This window comes from Pseudomonas sp. SJZ079 (genome assembly GCF_007993865.1).
Classification (GTDB): Bacteria; Pseudomonadota; Gammaproteobacteria; order Pseudomonadales; family Pseudomonadaceae; genus Aquipseudomonas.
In genome coordinates this window covers 127,687-142,061 of sequence record NZ_VIUH01000003.1, presented here as the reverse complement: position 1 = coordinate 142,061, position 14,375 = coordinate 127,687, and the positions used below count along the sequence as shown (strand labels likewise).

Sequence of the window (14,375 nt, the reverse complement as noted above, 5' to 3'; positions counted from 1 at the left end):
TGGTGCCGCCCGTCGTGCCGAGCGGGCGGCGCGATCTGGGCTCAATGCCCTTTGAGGATTTCTTCGACCTTCGGCAGGGTCACCATGGTGGCGCCGCCGTCGACCAGCAGCGAAGTACCGGTGATGTAGGACGCCTCGTTGGAAGTCAGAAACAGCGCAGCCGAGGCGATGTCCGCCGACTGCCCCAGACGCGGCACGGGGAAATGCTCGGCCAGCCGGTGCGGCAGCTCCTCGCCCAGGGTTTCGAGCATATGGTCAGTACCAATCAGCCCCGGTTCGATCACATTAACCAGAATATTCAAGGCACCGAACTCCACCGCCAGACCACGGGCGAAGGCGTTCATGAACGCCTTGCTGGAGCCGTAGGGAATCAATGTCGGTGTGTACTTGCGATTAGCCTCGCCGGAGGAGATGAAAATGATCCGCCCCTTGTCCTGCGCCTTGGAGAGGTGCGGTGCCGCGTCCTTGGCCAGCCAGAACAGCGATTGGATGTTGCTGCGCACCAAGTGATCGAAGGTTTCATCCGCCATCTCGGTGATCAGCCCATGAGCCGTGTCGGCGGCGCAATGCACCACGATATCCAGTGCGCCAAAAGCTTCGATGGCACCGTTGACCATGGATCGGACCGCCGCACGATCGGCGATATCGCCGCCCACCAGACAGGCCTGTGCGCCAAGCGCCTCGACCTGCGCGATGGTTTCTTCGCCGTGTTTGTCGGTACGGGCAGATACCACTACCCGCGCGCCCTCACGGGAATAGGCCAGGGCGATGGCACGCCCCATGCCACGCCCGGCACCGGTGATCAGCACCACCTTGTCTTTGAATCTCATCACGTGTGCTCTCTTATTCTTGTGAGAAAGGCCCCCGCGGCGCTCAGGCCAGCGGGAGGCACATCGTCGTTACTTCGTAGCGGGTTCGCTGCGCTTCAGAGATCCCGGCCCGGCACGTTACGCGCCGAACCGTTGCGCCGGTCGGACTCACCCCAGCCCAGCCAGTGCGACGGTTCGCGGGTATCGCCGACCCGGCGCCAACGTCCTTCCTGCTGCGCAGTGATCGGGAAACCGCCGACGAAGTCGATCATTTCGCCCTTTTCATCCGGCAGGAATTCCCACTCTTCCTTGCCATCCAGCACCACTTTGGCCGACTCCAGGAAGTAGCTGCCGTCCTTGTGCTTGGTCTGCCCTTCGATATCGGTGGTGACGCGCACTTCGCCCTTGTCGTTGGCGAAGATGGCATAGCCGAGGTGGTCATGGCCGACCATGAAGGAGCCGGTATCCCAACTGCCGTCCTTGTACACGGTGACGAACGACCACCAGATGACGTGCTTGTTGTTGTTGACCACCAGGTCCTTCTTGAAGTGGATGGCACCACCCTCGGCCATGTAGAACTGGTCGAGCGCCATCGCCCCCTTCACCGGCTTGCCTTCGCAGACGCCAGCGAGTTCCCACAGCTGCGACACGTAGAACGTGCCCCACTCAACCCCCGGCAGATACCACTGCAGACCGGGGCCGAGCAGCCTGCCCTCCAGTTGGAACAGACCGTCCTCCTTCCAGGTCAGACGCTCGCTGTTGGCGGTGATCTCCCAGCCATTGCCGGCCTCCCCCGGCTGGTTGGTCCAGCGCACCGTGTCGCCATCGAGGGTCTGCAGCGGCATGGGGGTCAGCGCCTGGCGGGCCATTTTCTCGTGGTCCATGCGCAGGTTGACGCCGTCGACATGGTTGTTCAGGTAGAAGAACTTGGTCGGGTTCGGCGTGCCTCCCGGGGCCAACAGCGAACGCACGAACGAATAGATGTTGCCCTCCTCGTCACGTACCGAGCCGAACGGCGAGGACTTACTCAGTTGCAGGCCGAAGAAGCCGCGGCTGCCACCCATTGAGGCTCCGCTGACCTGGTGCGGGCCGACCAGTTGCTGAAAGCCAAAGTCGCCGCGCTCGGGAATCGTCTTGAAAGTTCGCATGGGAATCGTCTCTTGTCGTTATCGTCGAAAGTCACGCAAGGCAGGTGAGGGAAGCGACGCTCAGTCCCAGATAACCGGAAGCGATGCGGCACCACGCAACTGCGCCCCCTCGATGACCGGGGCCGGTTGCGACGGGTCCAGGCGAAGGTTGGGGAACAGGTCGAGGATGGCGTTGACCGAGCAGCTGATCTCGACCTTGGCGATAAACTGGCCAATGCACATGTGTGGGCCGAAACCGAAGCCAAAGGCGGGCTTGAGCTTGCGGTCGATGTCGAAAACCTCGGGGTTCTCGAAGGCGTCCTCGTCGCGGTTGGCGGATACCACCATGCACTGCACGAAGGAGCCCTTGGGGATCTTCACCCCGTGGAATTCGACATCCTTGGCGGTCTCGCGCACCTTGAAGGTGGCCACCGGTTCGTAGCGCGCGGTTTCATCCATCAGCTTGGCAATCAGCGAGCGATCGGCCCTGACCCGCTCCAGCAGGCCCGGGGTGGTGAGCAGCAGGGTCATCACCGAACTGAACATGCGCGTGGTGGTTTCACCGGCGGCGGGCAGCAGCGAGCGGGTGAAGGTAATCACCTCATGATCATCCAGCGTCCGTCCTTCATATTCGGCACGCAACAGACGCCCGACCACATCGTCGCCCTGGCTACCTTCCGCGCGGCGGCGTACCACGACGTCCTGGATGGCGTCGTACAGCCCCTTTACCGCGATGCCGGCGTTCTGGCGGGCCTCGGCCATCTTCTCCGGATCGATCTGGTTGCCGCCGACCATCGCCAGCGCCCAGGCGGCGTACTGCTTGTACTTGGACGGGTCATCAGAGGGGAAGCCCATCAGCGCGTACATGATACGGATCGGCAACTCCAGGCCGAACTGCATCAGGTCGGCCTTCTTCTCCGGCACCAGCGGTTCCAGGAAGCCTTGGCGGATCACCTCGTCGATCTGCCCACGCCACTTATTCACGTTCTCTGGCATGAACGCCGGTTGCAGCAGGGCGCGTACCTTGCGGTGCGGCTCGCCGTCCATAGCCAGAATCACCAGGCCGTCGAAGAAGGCACCCAGGCCCTCGGCGATAAAGCCACTGGTGTAGGTATTGCCGTCGCGCAGCACCGCCATCACGTCCTGGTACTTGAACAGGGCGAAGGTCGGCCGCGTTCCCTGCTGGATGCCGGCATTGGTCGGCACACCGAACTGGGTGATGAAATCACCTTGGTAAACCGGCGATTTCAGGCGCTGCTCCCGGCACACCGCATGAATGTCCAGGCTCGTGCCAAGGTAGGTTTTGGACACCGCGGCATAGGCACTCTTGAGATCAATCGTGGTCTCGGTACGGGTAGTACTCATGGTCATTTCTCACTCTATTGAATGGTCATTGTCATTGCCGTGTCGAGCGGCACGACCGGCCGCCCGGCCCCCTCTGGGGCCCAACGAACCAATGACTGGACGGCCGTACTCACGCCCCAGGCGTGGTCTGGCCAACAGGTTGCTGACTGGATCCTGCCGGGGCCGCTGAACGGTCGCGTGCATGCTTACCCAGGTAACGCTTGACCCGCTGGGCAGCCAGGCGCCCCGCCATGCCGTTGACGCCACCACCCGGATGGATACCTGCACTGCCTAAGTAGAGGCCTTCGACCGGCAGGGTATCGCCGCCCAGACCGTGGGCCGGGCGCATGCTGCTGGAACGCAGACTGGTCGTATCGATGTGCACGACACAGCCATTCACCGTATTCAAGCGCGCGGTGAAATCCGGCGCGGCCTCGAGACGGTGGCCAATGATGGTGTCTTCACGCACGCCCTCTATGTAATCGCTGACCTGGCTGATCAGCTGAGCGGCGACCCGCTCGCGCAGCGCATCCCAGCCTTCGACGGGATTGACCGGCATGGCCGGCGGGTAGACGTACAGCACATCCTGGCCGCTCGGCGCCTGCGACGGGTCGACGGCGCTGGGTGCAGCAAAGGTGATGTACGGCAGGCGTGGCACCTCGCCGCGCGCACTGGCGGCGAAGTTCTCCAGCACCGCCTCGGCGGTGCCGATCAACAGGCAGGCCTTGCGCAGGTCGATACCGTCGCCGCGCATGGCCTCGAAACGCGGCACCGAGATCTGTCCGTTCAGGGCCAGGTCGAGCTTGACCGGCCCGGCGCCATGGGCGTTGGCCGGCGCCATCGCCACTCGGGTCAGCAGTTGCTGCTCGATCGCACCTGGCGTAACCATCTCCAGTGCCACCTTGGGGTGACAGCTGGCGACCACCACACGGGCATGGAACTCTTGGCCGTCCGCCAGGCGCACGCCGCGTACCTTGCCGTCCACTGCGACGATCTCGCTCACCGAGGCCGAGGTCATCACCTCGCCGCCCAGCTCCTCGAAACGCGAACGCAGCGCATCGCTGAGCTTCTGCATGCCGCCGATCACCCTGCCCACGCCAAAGCGATGGAGGAAGGCCACCAGGGCGTAGTAGATGCCGCTACCATCCGCAGTGATCACCCCAGCCAGCCCGGTCAGCGCGCACATGGCGGAGATGGTCACCGGGTGCTCGAAACGCTCCAGCGCCGCCTGGTAGGCCGAGCCGGTCATCAACGCCATCAATTCGGGCTTGAGCTTGCGATTGCGCAACACGGTTCCCAGAACCTTGAGTTTGGTGCCCAGATTGAACTTGGCCGGATCGGCCCGCATCATCGGCAGCGCCATGTCGACAAAGGCATCCAGCACCTTGACGAACGCCAGGTAGGCATCGGCATCGCGCGGGCTGTAGCGGCGGATTTCCTCGGCGGTTCTGTTGGCGTCACGCCAAAACACCACCGAGGTGCCGTCCGGGTGCAGATAGACATAACCTGGCGAGTACTCGACCGCCTGAAAACCGTGGCGATCCAGCTCCAGCTCGCGCGGCACATGGGCATGCACACGCATCGACATCATGTCCAATGCGCAAGGATGCACCAGGTGCTCGGGAGCCTCGGGGATCAGGTAACCGGAGGATGCCATGCCGCCGACCTTGCCCAGCGCCTCCAGAACCATCACTTTGTTGCCCTCAGCGGCCAGGTAGCACCCGGCTGTCAGGCCATTGTGTCCGCCCCCGACAATGAGGACATCGAACTCGGCATTACTCAACGTCATATTTGCTCTCCATGGCCGGTCGATACGACGCCAGCCAACTTGTGATGCACTTCGATGGTCTGGTCCGTTATCGGATCATCCATTCGCGGATTAACGGCGACTCGAACAAAGCGCACGTCACTCGATCCGGCGACTACGAACCAGTCGTGTTCAATCGATTGCAGGGGTCGCCTGCGTCAGGTCACCAGGCAAGCCGTCCCCTACTGGCTATATGCGCTGACCGGCCACGGCCGCTCAGCGTGAAAAGAGTCAGTGCAGTAATTCGCGTACGGCATTAACACCGAGCACAGCACGCCCGAACTATTGCAACGCGGTGTTGACACTGTCTGCTGGCCACCATGCATTTCACTGAGCCTCGGCCAGGGCAGCCGCAATAGATGCGATGATCGCGAGATAACTTGAGACAGTTGGTTGAAGATTCATTGGGTCGATCTCCGTTATTAGACTTATCGAGAAATCGCAACGCAGTTCGCCGTGATTGCCGAGTAATACCCTAACGAATAAGCAGCCAGAGCAGCAGCGCATCCGTTTGACCTTGAGTCAAACGAAAACCGCCAGATACCTTGGTAGGGAGAAAACCCACTTGTAGCATGGGGCTGACAACGCAAGTGCACTGGCTATCTGCGCCGTCGATCCGGCGAAACTATCGAAATGCCGAATTGGGGTACTCAAGGAAACAGCATGATTACGCGCATGGATCACTTCACCATCGTCACCGATCAGCTGCAAAACACTCGTCACTTCTATGTCGAGATACTCGGCTTACGCGAAGGGCCGCGTCCGCCCTTCCCGGTTGCGGGCTTCTGGCTGTATGTCGGACCACGCCCGGTCCTGCATGTGATTGCCGTCGAACGGATGCCCGAGCCGCGCCGTGGGGTTCTCGATCACATGGCCTTTCGCGCTGCGGGCCTGGCAGCCACCCTTGAACGCCTGGATGAGCATGGCATCGCCTTTCGCATCATTCGCGCGCCGGGCGAAACCCGCACCTGGCAACTGTTCTGCAACGACCCCAACGGGGTCGAGGTAGAGTTGGACTTCGCAGAGACAGAAGCCGCCCCGCCCGACTGGAAAGCCCGTTGTAAGGCATGAGCGACAGCGGCGCAACCTGGGCTGCAGCTAGATCAGCCCGGCATAGCTGCCGCCATCCACCTGCAGGTTCTGCCCGGTGATATAGCCGGCTTGGGCCGAGCAGAAGAACGCGCAGGCCGCGGCAAACTCCTCGGCCGTACCGAAGCGCCGGGCCGGAATCGGCCGGAGCATTTCCGCACGCGCCTCCTCCAGACTGCAGCCCTTGTGCTTGGCCAGTTGCGCACTCATAAACTGCAACCGATCGGTTTCGATACGCTCCGGCAGCAGGTTATTCAGGGTAACGTTGTCACGCACGACTTCGTTGGCCAGCGCCTTGGAAAAGGCCGTCAGCCCGGCCCGTGCAGCGGTGGACAGACCCAGTGGCAGGCGCGGCGACTTGACCATGGCCGAGGTGATATTGACGATCCGCCCGAAACGCCTTGCGCGCATGCCGCTGACCACGGCCTGGATCAACAGAATCGCCGAGAGCATGTTGGCCTCCACGGCCGCTACCCAGGCGGCATGGTCCCACTCCTCGATACGCCCCGGAGCAGGCCCGCCATTGTTAGTGATCAGGATGTCCGGTTCCGGGCAGGCGGCCAACAGAGCGGCACGCCCGGCCTCGCAGCCGACATCGGCAACCACCATGAGCGGCTGACGTCCGCTCAAGGCCATGATCTCGGCTGCGGTCCGGGCCAATTGCCCGGCATCGCGGCCGTTGATCACCACCTCGCAACCTTCTTGCGCCAGGGCCAGTGCACAGGCTTTGCCCAGACCACGGGATGACGCGCAGACAATGGCCTTACGGCCGGCAATTTGCAGTTCCATCGCAATCTTCCCCTTGGTTTATTAGCTGTTTGGGACGCTTTGCCGACTTGATATTGCAGCCAAGGCGGCTGCTGTATTGTGCTCATCCGGCGACATGGCAAAACCATACGCAAAGAGTCGACGTGTTAATCTGCGTATCAATAAAGCGCCGACCTCGCTGCCGGCGTATGGCACACGGAACAACAATAAAATGAATACTTCCTCAGTTCGAGCCGAACCCAATAAACGCAATACCTTGAACCGCTTGCTGGAAGTCGCTCGCCAAGAGTTTTCTAAAAAAGGCCTAAGCGGCGCACGCATCGATGATATAGCCCGCGAAGCCGGAATTACCAAACAGCTCGTTTATCATTATTACGGTTCGAAAGAGCGACTGTTCAGTGCCGTATTGGATGAGTCCTCGCAGCGGATCATGGCCGAACTCATCGCCCTTGAAGTCGAACACTTAGCGCCGACGGCTGCCCTGCGCGAATTACTCAACTACTGCTTCGATCAATACCGGGATGATCCGTTTTTGGGCGCATTGGCCCTTGAAGGCATTCGCTATCATGACGCCCATGACACGCCACGCAACATGTTTGCCGACCTGACGCCTGCCCTCGCGGATAAATTCGACAACATTCTGAAGCGCGGCGCGCAATGCGGGGAGTTCAAAGCCGTGGCCGATCCACGGCTGTTTCTTGCAACAGCCGCCCTGCTCACCTCCGGCGGATTCACCAACCACTACTCCATGTCGGTGCTGGTAGGTGTCGATACGCGCTCTGAGCAGGGTATGCAGCTGTGGCGGCAGTACTCGGTCGATTTCATTGTGTCGAGCATCAGCCTCGTGCCCAATCCGGCGTAAACGCCTCAAGTCGCCGGGTAAAAAACGTCTTTACCCGGCTCACAGCCCACACCCAGCACAAACGAACTACATGCCACCCTTGCCTGATTTCTGGAAGAATTCGCGCATCGCGACCAACGAAGGGGTGTGACTGCTGAAGCCACCGTCCGCCACCAGCGTGGTGCCGGTCACGAACGACGACTCGTCGCACGCCAGGAACGCCACGACGTTGGCGATCTCGCGAGGCGTCCCCAATTCCGGGGTCATGTGGTTGTCGCGCAGGATATCCAGCAATTGCGCGGGCATGGAATCATGGGCGTTCTCCGCCGGTGCCAAGCCGATCTGTACGGCATTGGCGCGGATGCCCTGCTTGCCGTACTGGGCGGCGATCAGCCGCGGCAACATGATCAGCGCCGCCTTCGAAGTGGCATAGCCGGTCAGGGAAAGATCGCCCTGCACGCCAAGTCCGGAAGTGGCGAAGATCACCGAGCCTTTACCCTGCTTGAGCATCACTGGAATGCTGTATTTGCTGCACAACACCGCCCCACGCAGGTTCACGGCGATCGCCCGATCCCAGGCGGCCATGTCCAGGTTGCAGATATCGCGATCGCGCTGGCGTTGCCCTACGTCCAGCACAGCCGCATTGTTGTGCAGGATATCGATGCGACCAAAACGCTCGACCACCGCCGCCACCATGGCCTCGACCGACTCTTCGGAGGATACGTCGGTGGTCAAGCCAATGGCCTGCCCACCCTGTGCCACAATCGACTCGGCGACCTGCTGTGCGGCTTCACCATTGATATCGACGACCGCAATCTGCGCACCATGAGACGCCAGCACGCGGGCGCACTCAGCGCCCAGCCCGCCGCCCGAACCGGTGATGATGGCGACTCGGCCATCCAGTTTTCCTGTTGTCATGCTGGTTCTCTCTTCTTGTCATTCAAGCGGGGAAATGCCTCATTCACCGGTGAAGCGCGGCGCACGTTTCTCACTGAAGGCGCTGGCCGCCTCTTTCGCATCCTGGGTGGTGGCCAGCAAGGCGAACAGGTCCAGCTCGAGGTCTAGACCACTCTTCAGGTCCAGTTCCAACGCCGCGCGCGCGGCCCGCTTGACATACAACGAGGCCATCGGCGGCTTGCTGGCGATGCGTTGGGCGAACTCAGTCACCTCGCTCAACAGGCTTTCAGCGTCGCTGGCCAAGCGACTGATCAAACCGATCTGCCTGGCCTCATCTGCACTCATCCGGTCGCCGGAGAGCAGCATATCCAGCGCGCGACCGGGCGCCACCACCCGGGAAAGGCGCTGCGTGCCACCACCCCCCGGGATCAAGCCAAGACCGGTTTCCGGCAGGGCGAAAATAGCGTTCGGCGATGCGAAGCGGATATCGCAGGCCAGCGCCAGCTCCAGGCCACCGCCCATACAGTAACCGTGGATCGCGGCAATGATTGGCTTGGCAACCTGATCCAGCGACTCGATCCAGCGAACCCGCTGCATCCGTTGACGCACCTGCAGGGAGGTCTCTACGCCACGCCGCTCCTTGATATCCGCGCCGGCGCAGAAGCCACGCTCGCCTTCGCCCCGGATGACGATGACACGCACCTGCGGATCCTTGTCCAAAAGCATCAGCGCCTCTGGCACGCCCTGGCGAATCTGGTCATTGATCGCATTGATCTGCCCCGGCCGAGTCAGCACAACCCAGCCGACCGCCGCATCGCGCTCAACACGCACCGCCTGGTTAATCACCAAGGGCAACTGCTGGCTGGTATCGGCACTCATACGGGACACTCCTCGAACTCGAAGACCTGGCCGTCCAGTTCCTTCGGGTCGATCTTGATCAGTGGCTTGCCGCCGACCGCCTCGGATGACTCGATCCACTCGAAGGCCGTGCCGCGGGCGCGCAGATCCTCGGCCTTGGCGGCCAGGTCGTTGACCCCGATGCGGATGTAGTAAGGGCCAGGCCCCCAGTTGTTCACGTAGTGACCGGCATCGGTGTTCCAGTAGGTTGCTTCGATGATATCCAAGGTCGCGCTATTGGCAACGGTGAAGCCCATGCGCGCGCGGCGGTAGCCTTCGCTGCGAATGTTTTCTACCGGACCGTTTGGCTCCCAATCGAGATTGCTGGAAACCGCGCGTAGGGTTTCATCGAGGTCGCGCACCAGGAAGCCGCGCGCGGTCACCCGCACCATGTCGCCCGGTTTCTGGTCGCGCGGCTGGGCCGGCGGCAGGGCATAGGTTTCCGCCGGCATCTGCAGCGGTTCGGTGGGCATGATCTCGATGCACAGGCCGCCATCGACCGTGGGCCGATAATAGGGCTGCTCCGGAGTCGCACCGAGCCAGAGACGGTCGAACGGCATTTCCGGAGTACGCTGGGCCATGCGGAACGGCAGGCGACGGCGCATCAACTTGTCGACCAGAGCGTCGAACTTGTCGCCATGCAGCGCCAGAACGATGGAGTGGGTAATCATCGGCCGATGATGGCCCTGGAAGTCCTTCAGGCTTTCGAGAAAGTCATGGAACAGCGGGTCCCCCGGATTTGGCATATCCAAGTGCCATTGCGGCTCGATCCGAGTCGGCGCGACAGCCAGCGATTTGTGTACTCGCAGGAAGTGCGCGATATACGGATGGTTGTCGAACGCCTGGCGCCAGCGCTCGTGTTTGTAAATACCGAGCTTGTCCACCAGCTTCTCCGTCATCCCATCGGGATCCGGAACCATCATGTCGGCACTCATCAATAATTCGAACACAACACTCTCCCTCCAATAACTGGCCAGGGCACTTGCCTGGCCGCTGAGTCTGCTAATCCCCCGCCGACAGCGCGGGTTGATCAATGTGCGGTAACCGCCTGGGTATTCACTGCCCGTTCCTGCTCCAGCGAGCACGGCACCTCATCGTCAGTGGTCGGCACCGACGTATCTACACGGGTTCCTGGATTCAGCAGGAAATGCGACAGCGCGGGGATAAGCACCAGCGCACCGAGCATGTTCCACAGGAACATGAAGGTCAGCAGGATGCCCATGTCGGCCTGGAACTTGATTGGCGACCAGGCCCAGGTGATGACACCGGCGGCCATGGTCAGGCCGATCAGGGCGACAACCCGCCCGGTGAAGTCGAGCGAACGGCGGTAGGCGATCGCCAGCGAGCCACCACGTTCCTGGACCGCGAGCTGCACGCTGAGCAGATAGAGCGCATAGTCCACACCGACTCCGACACCCACCGCGATTACCGGTAAGGTCGCGACCTTGAGGCCGATCCCCAGCCAGACCATCAGCGCCTTACAGATGATGGTGGTCATGATCAGCGGGATCAGCGCGACCACAGTGGCACGCCAGCTGCGAAAGGTGAGCATGCAGAGCAGCGCTGTGGCGCCATACACCGCGAGGTACATGGTGACGATGCCCTTCTCCACCTCGATGTTGGTGGCGGCCTCGATTCCGGCATTGCCGGCGGCCAGGAGAAACTCAATCGGTTGTTCGGCATCCGCAGCAGTGTTGTGCCGGGCGGCGAAACTCTCGGCTACCTGCAGCACGCGGTTCAAGGTGTCGGCCTTATGGTCCGCTAGATAGGCGATCAGCGGTGTGACCGAACATTGTTGGTTGGTGATTCCGGGCGATGAAATCATTGCGGCGTCCACCGACGAATTGGTGATCGCCTGATCGCGACTGATGGTCAGCCACTTAGGGCTACCCTCGGCCATACCCGAGGTGACGAAGCGCACGGTTTCGGCCAGCGAACTGGTCGCCTGTACCCCCTCGGTCTGCTGCAGGTGCCAGGCTAGGCTATCCATCGCTTGAAGCGACTGGTAAAGCCGGCAGCTGTCCTGATTGGTCTTCATGATGACAACGAACTGGTCACTGGAGAGGCCGTAATGTTCGGTGATGTAGGCACTGTCGCGGTTGTAGCGCGAATCGGGGCGCAGCTCCGGCGCACCAGGGTCGAGATCGCCGACCTTGAGGTCCAGCATCACCACGCTACAAATCACCGTCACGACCACCGACAGAGCAATCACCGCGGTGGCCCAAGGCCGCTCGGTGAATCGATCAAGTCCGTGCCAGACATGCCCCAGAAGGCTACGGTTCTGTTCGCCGGCCCGATCCTTTTCGATCGCGATAAGCGCAGCCTTCTTGCTCACGCCGATGTAAGACAGCGCGACCGGGATCAGTAGCAGCTTGGTAAAGATCAACACGGCTACGCCGATGCTTGTCGTCAGGGCCAGATCACGAATCACCGGGATATCGATGACCACCAGTACGGCGAAGCCGACGATGTTGGTCAGCAACGCGGTCAAGCCCGTGAGGAACAAACGACGGAAGGTGTAGCGGGCAGCAACATACTTATGCGTACCTCGGCCAATGTCCTGGAGGATGCCGTTCATCTTCTGCGTGCCGTGGGACAGGCCGATAGCGAAGATCAGGAACGGCACCAGGATCGAGTACGGATCCAGCTCGTAGCCGAGTAACTGCATCAGGCCCAACAGCCAGACCACCCCCGCAACGGCAATACCGACCAACAACAGGGTGCTGCGCAGGCAACGGGTATAGAAGTAGACAAACAGTGCGGCGATCACCACCGAGATGCCGAAGAACATCATTACCGCATACAGCCCGTCGATCAGATCGCCCACCAGCTTGCTGAAGCCGACGATGTGGATACCGATCTTGTCGCTTTGCAGGGCACGAATCTGTTCTTCCAACTGACTGGAGAACTCGCCGTAGTTCAGCGGCTGGCCGGTCTGCGGATGAGTGTCGAGCAAGGGGGCGACTATCATGCTCGAAGTCGCATCATTGGCAACCAGACTACCGATGATCCCGGCGCGGCTGATGTTGCGCCGCAAGGCATTGATCGAGTCGCCGCTGCCATCGTAGTCCGTCGGCATCACCGCGCCGCCATCGATCCCCACCTCGGTGACTTCCTTCCAACGCACAATCGGCATCCACAACGACTTCATCCAGGAGCGATCGATACCGGGAATCAGGTAGAGCGTGTCATTGACCTGCTGCAGCGCCTGCAAATATTCAGGGTCGTAGATATCGCCCTGCTTGTTCTCCACCACCACCCGAATACTGTTGCCCAAACCCGGTAGCTGGTCCTTATAGGCCAGATAGTTCTTGATGTAAGGACTGGCGCTGGGAATCATCCGTTCGAAACTGGCATTGACCTCCAGCCGAGTCGCAAAAAAGCCGAGCACGAGCGTGGCGAGCAGGCAGGCAATCACCACCAGCATGCGGTTACTGAAAATAATCCGCTCAAGAAGCCCACCGGACGACTTGTCAAAGTCCGCCAGGTTCGGAATCACCGGCATTCCGCTGTTGTACTTTTGCTCTACCATGTCTGCTCACTCATTGAGGAATCGTGCCAGCGAGTCACTTTGCCTTGGCGATCTCGACGACCTTAGCGCCGGAAAAACGGGTTACAACCAGCGCATCGGCCTTGGCTGTTGCACTCGCGGCAAACACCTCTCCGACCTTCGCCGCTTGTAGAGGAGTCACCGCCAGGCTGCTACGGTCCATGGCGACCATCTCGCCACTCTGGCTAACCAGAATCAGCTGACCATCGTGCTCGACCGAACTGACCAGGCTGGTCTTCAGGCCGGTTCTGACTTTCTGCCAGTCCTGTCCCTGATTACGGCTAACGAACAAATTGCCGCGCAGGCCATACACCACCAGCAGGTCGCTGAAAGCGCGCACCCCAAAGAAGGTGCCGGTGTAGGGGGTTGTCAGCATGACGAAGCGACCTGAAGACTGGTCCTGGTGCATGAGCACACCCTGTTCGCCACTGACGAAGAATTCACCCTGATGCTCGGCAAGGGCATACAGGTGCATGCGCCGAGTATTGTCGGTCCGCTCGACCCAGGGTTCCCAGGTCGCACCGTCATCAGCGCTGTGCAGGATCATTCCGAAAGCACCAACGACAAAGCCGTTGCCGCGAGCATCGAACAGCACATCCAGCAACGGCGCGGCTAACACATCCGGACTTGCTGCCGTGCTCATGGCCATACTGATTTCACCGAGCATGTCTTCCGCCGCCTGATCGCCGTTGTCGGCACGTCGGCCATACACCTCGCGCAGCAGTGTCAGCAGGCTGCGGCCGTCCAGCTGCACCTTCCAGCTGCGACCACCATCACTGCTATGCAGCAATACCGAGTCATGGCCAACGATCCAGCCATGCTGAGCATCACGAAAGCGTACCTGCACCAAGTCGCTGGAAACCGGGCTCGGTACCTGCACCCAACTCTTACCAGAATCGGAAGATCGTTGAATCAACCCACGTGGGCCGACGCTAATCAGGTCATCACCCGCACGCGTGACACCGATGACCGGTGCTGGCAGTTGCAGATCGAACTGCGGCGCCTGCTCGCGCAGCGGATCGAACACATCAGTCGATGCCGCGTGGGCAGGAGTGATCGCCAGCACGCTGGAAAACAACGCAACGCTGAGCAGTCTCGAGCCGCACGACAAGCGACATAGCAGTAAGGAGTCCCGCAACAAGCGGAACATTTCAGAATCGCGGCCAATCATTATTTTTATCCTCAACCACGCAGAGGTTGCGGCCCGCTCAGCGAGTTACCGAACGGGCGCGCACCACTGTTTGTA

The 14,375-nt window shown here is 61.1% G+C and carries 12 protein-coding genes; 2 read left to right on the top strand and 10 right to left on the bottom strand.

Annotated features, from left to right (window positions below; genetic code table 11):
- Positions 1 to 41: 41 nt before the first annotated feature.
- The 4 genes from FBY03_RS04765 to FBY03_RS04750 all read right to left on the bottom strand — a co-directional run bounded on the left by FBY03_RS04765 (position 42) and on the right by FBY03_RS04750 (position 5,069).
- Positions 42 to 830, bottom strand: a complete 789-nt coding sequence (locus tag FBY03_RS04765) for an SDR family NAD(P)-dependent oxidoreductase (protein ID WP_147171052.1) — start codon at positions 828 to 830, stop codon at positions 42 to 44.
- Between the two features lie 95 nt (positions 831 to 925).
- Positions 926 to 1,957, bottom strand: coding sequence for a hypothetical protein (locus tag FBY03_RS04760; RefSeq protein ID WP_147171051.1), 1,032 nt, complete (start codon positions 1,955 to 1,957; stop codon positions 926 to 928).
- Between the two features lie 60 nt (positions 1,958 to 2,017).
- A complete protein-coding gene (locus FBY03_RS04755; RefSeq protein WP_147171050.1) occupies positions 2,018 to 3,301 on the bottom strand; it encodes a cytochrome P450 in 1,284 nt (427 codons plus the stop codon).
- Between the two features lie 109 nt (positions 3,302 to 3,410).
- The gene (locus FBY03_RS04750; protein ID WP_147171049.1) at positions 3,411 to 5,069 is read right to left on the bottom strand and encodes an NAD(P)/FAD-dependent oxidoreductase; all 1,659 of its coding nucleotides are present in this window, start codon (positions 5,067 to 5,069) and stop codon (positions 3,411 to 3,413) included.
- A 681-nt stretch (positions 5,070 to 5,750) separates the two neighbouring features.
- Between FBY03_RS04750 and FBY03_RS04745 the strand changes: the two genes are divergently transcribed.
- On the top strand, positions 5,751 to 6,158 hold the full coding sequence (locus FBY03_RS04745) for a VOC family protein (RefSeq protein ID WP_147171048.1): 408 nt from the start codon (positions 5,751 to 5,753) through the stop codon (positions 6,156 to 6,158).
- A 27-nt stretch (positions 6,159 to 6,185) separates the two neighbouring features.
- Here the strand turns inward: FBY03_RS04745 and FBY03_RS04740 are convergent, their stop codons facing one another.
- On the bottom strand, positions 6,186 to 6,965 hold the full coding sequence (locus FBY03_RS04740; protein WP_147171047.1) for an SDR family oxidoreductase: 780 nt from the start codon (positions 6,963 to 6,965) through the stop codon (positions 6,186 to 6,188).
- A 190-nt stretch (positions 6,966 to 7,155) separates the two neighbouring features.
- On the opposite strand from FBY03_RS04740, the gene FBY03_RS04735 reads away from it, so the two are divergent.
- On the top strand, positions 7,156 to 7,806 hold the full coding sequence (locus FBY03_RS04735; RefSeq protein WP_147171046.1) for a TetR/AcrR family transcriptional regulator: 651 nt from the start codon (positions 7,156 to 7,158) through the stop codon (positions 7,804 to 7,806).
- Positions 7,807 to 7,872: 66 nt separating this feature from the next.
- Here FBY03_RS04735 and FBY03_RS04730 read toward each other — a convergent pair whose 3' ends face one another.
- The 5 genes from FBY03_RS04730 to FBY03_RS04710 all read right to left on the bottom strand — a co-directional run bounded on the left by FBY03_RS04730 (position 7,873) and on the right by FBY03_RS04710 (position 14,279).
- Positions 7,873 to 8,703, bottom strand: coding sequence for an SDR family NAD(P)-dependent oxidoreductase (locus FBY03_RS04730; protein ID WP_147171045.1), 831 nt, complete (start codon positions 8,701 to 8,703; stop codon positions 7,873 to 7,875).
- A gap of 39 nt (positions 8,704 to 8,742) precedes the next feature.
- Positions 8,743 to 9,561 carry an enoyl-CoA hydratase/isomerase family protein gene (locus tag FBY03_RS04725; protein ID WP_147171044.1) on the bottom strand — a complete coding sequence of 273 codons (819 nt, stop codon included), beginning with the start codon at positions 9,559 to 9,561 and terminating at the stop codon, positions 8,743 to 8,745.
- Complete coding sequence (locus tag FBY03_RS04720; protein ID WP_147171043.1) at positions 9,558 to 10,529, bottom strand: lactoylglutathione lyase; 972 nt, start codon at positions 10,527 to 10,529, stop codon at positions 9,558 to 9,560. Before FBY03_RS04720 ends, FBY03_RS04725 begins: the two co-directional genes overlap by 4 nt.
- Before the next feature lie 80 nt (positions 10,530 to 10,609).
- Positions 10,610 to 13,111: an RND family transporter gene (locus FBY03_RS04715; RefSeq protein ID WP_147171042.1), complete on the bottom strand. Its 2,502-nt coding sequence runs from the start codon at positions 13,109 to 13,111 to the stop codon at positions 10,610 to 10,612.
- Positions 13,112 to 13,145: 34 nt separating this feature from the next.
- On the bottom strand, positions 13,146 to 14,279 hold the full coding sequence (locus FBY03_RS04710; protein WP_147171041.1) for a YCF48-related protein: 1,134 nt from the start codon (positions 14,277 to 14,279) through the stop codon (positions 13,146 to 13,148).
- Positions 14,280 to 14,375: the final 96 nt, after the last annotated feature.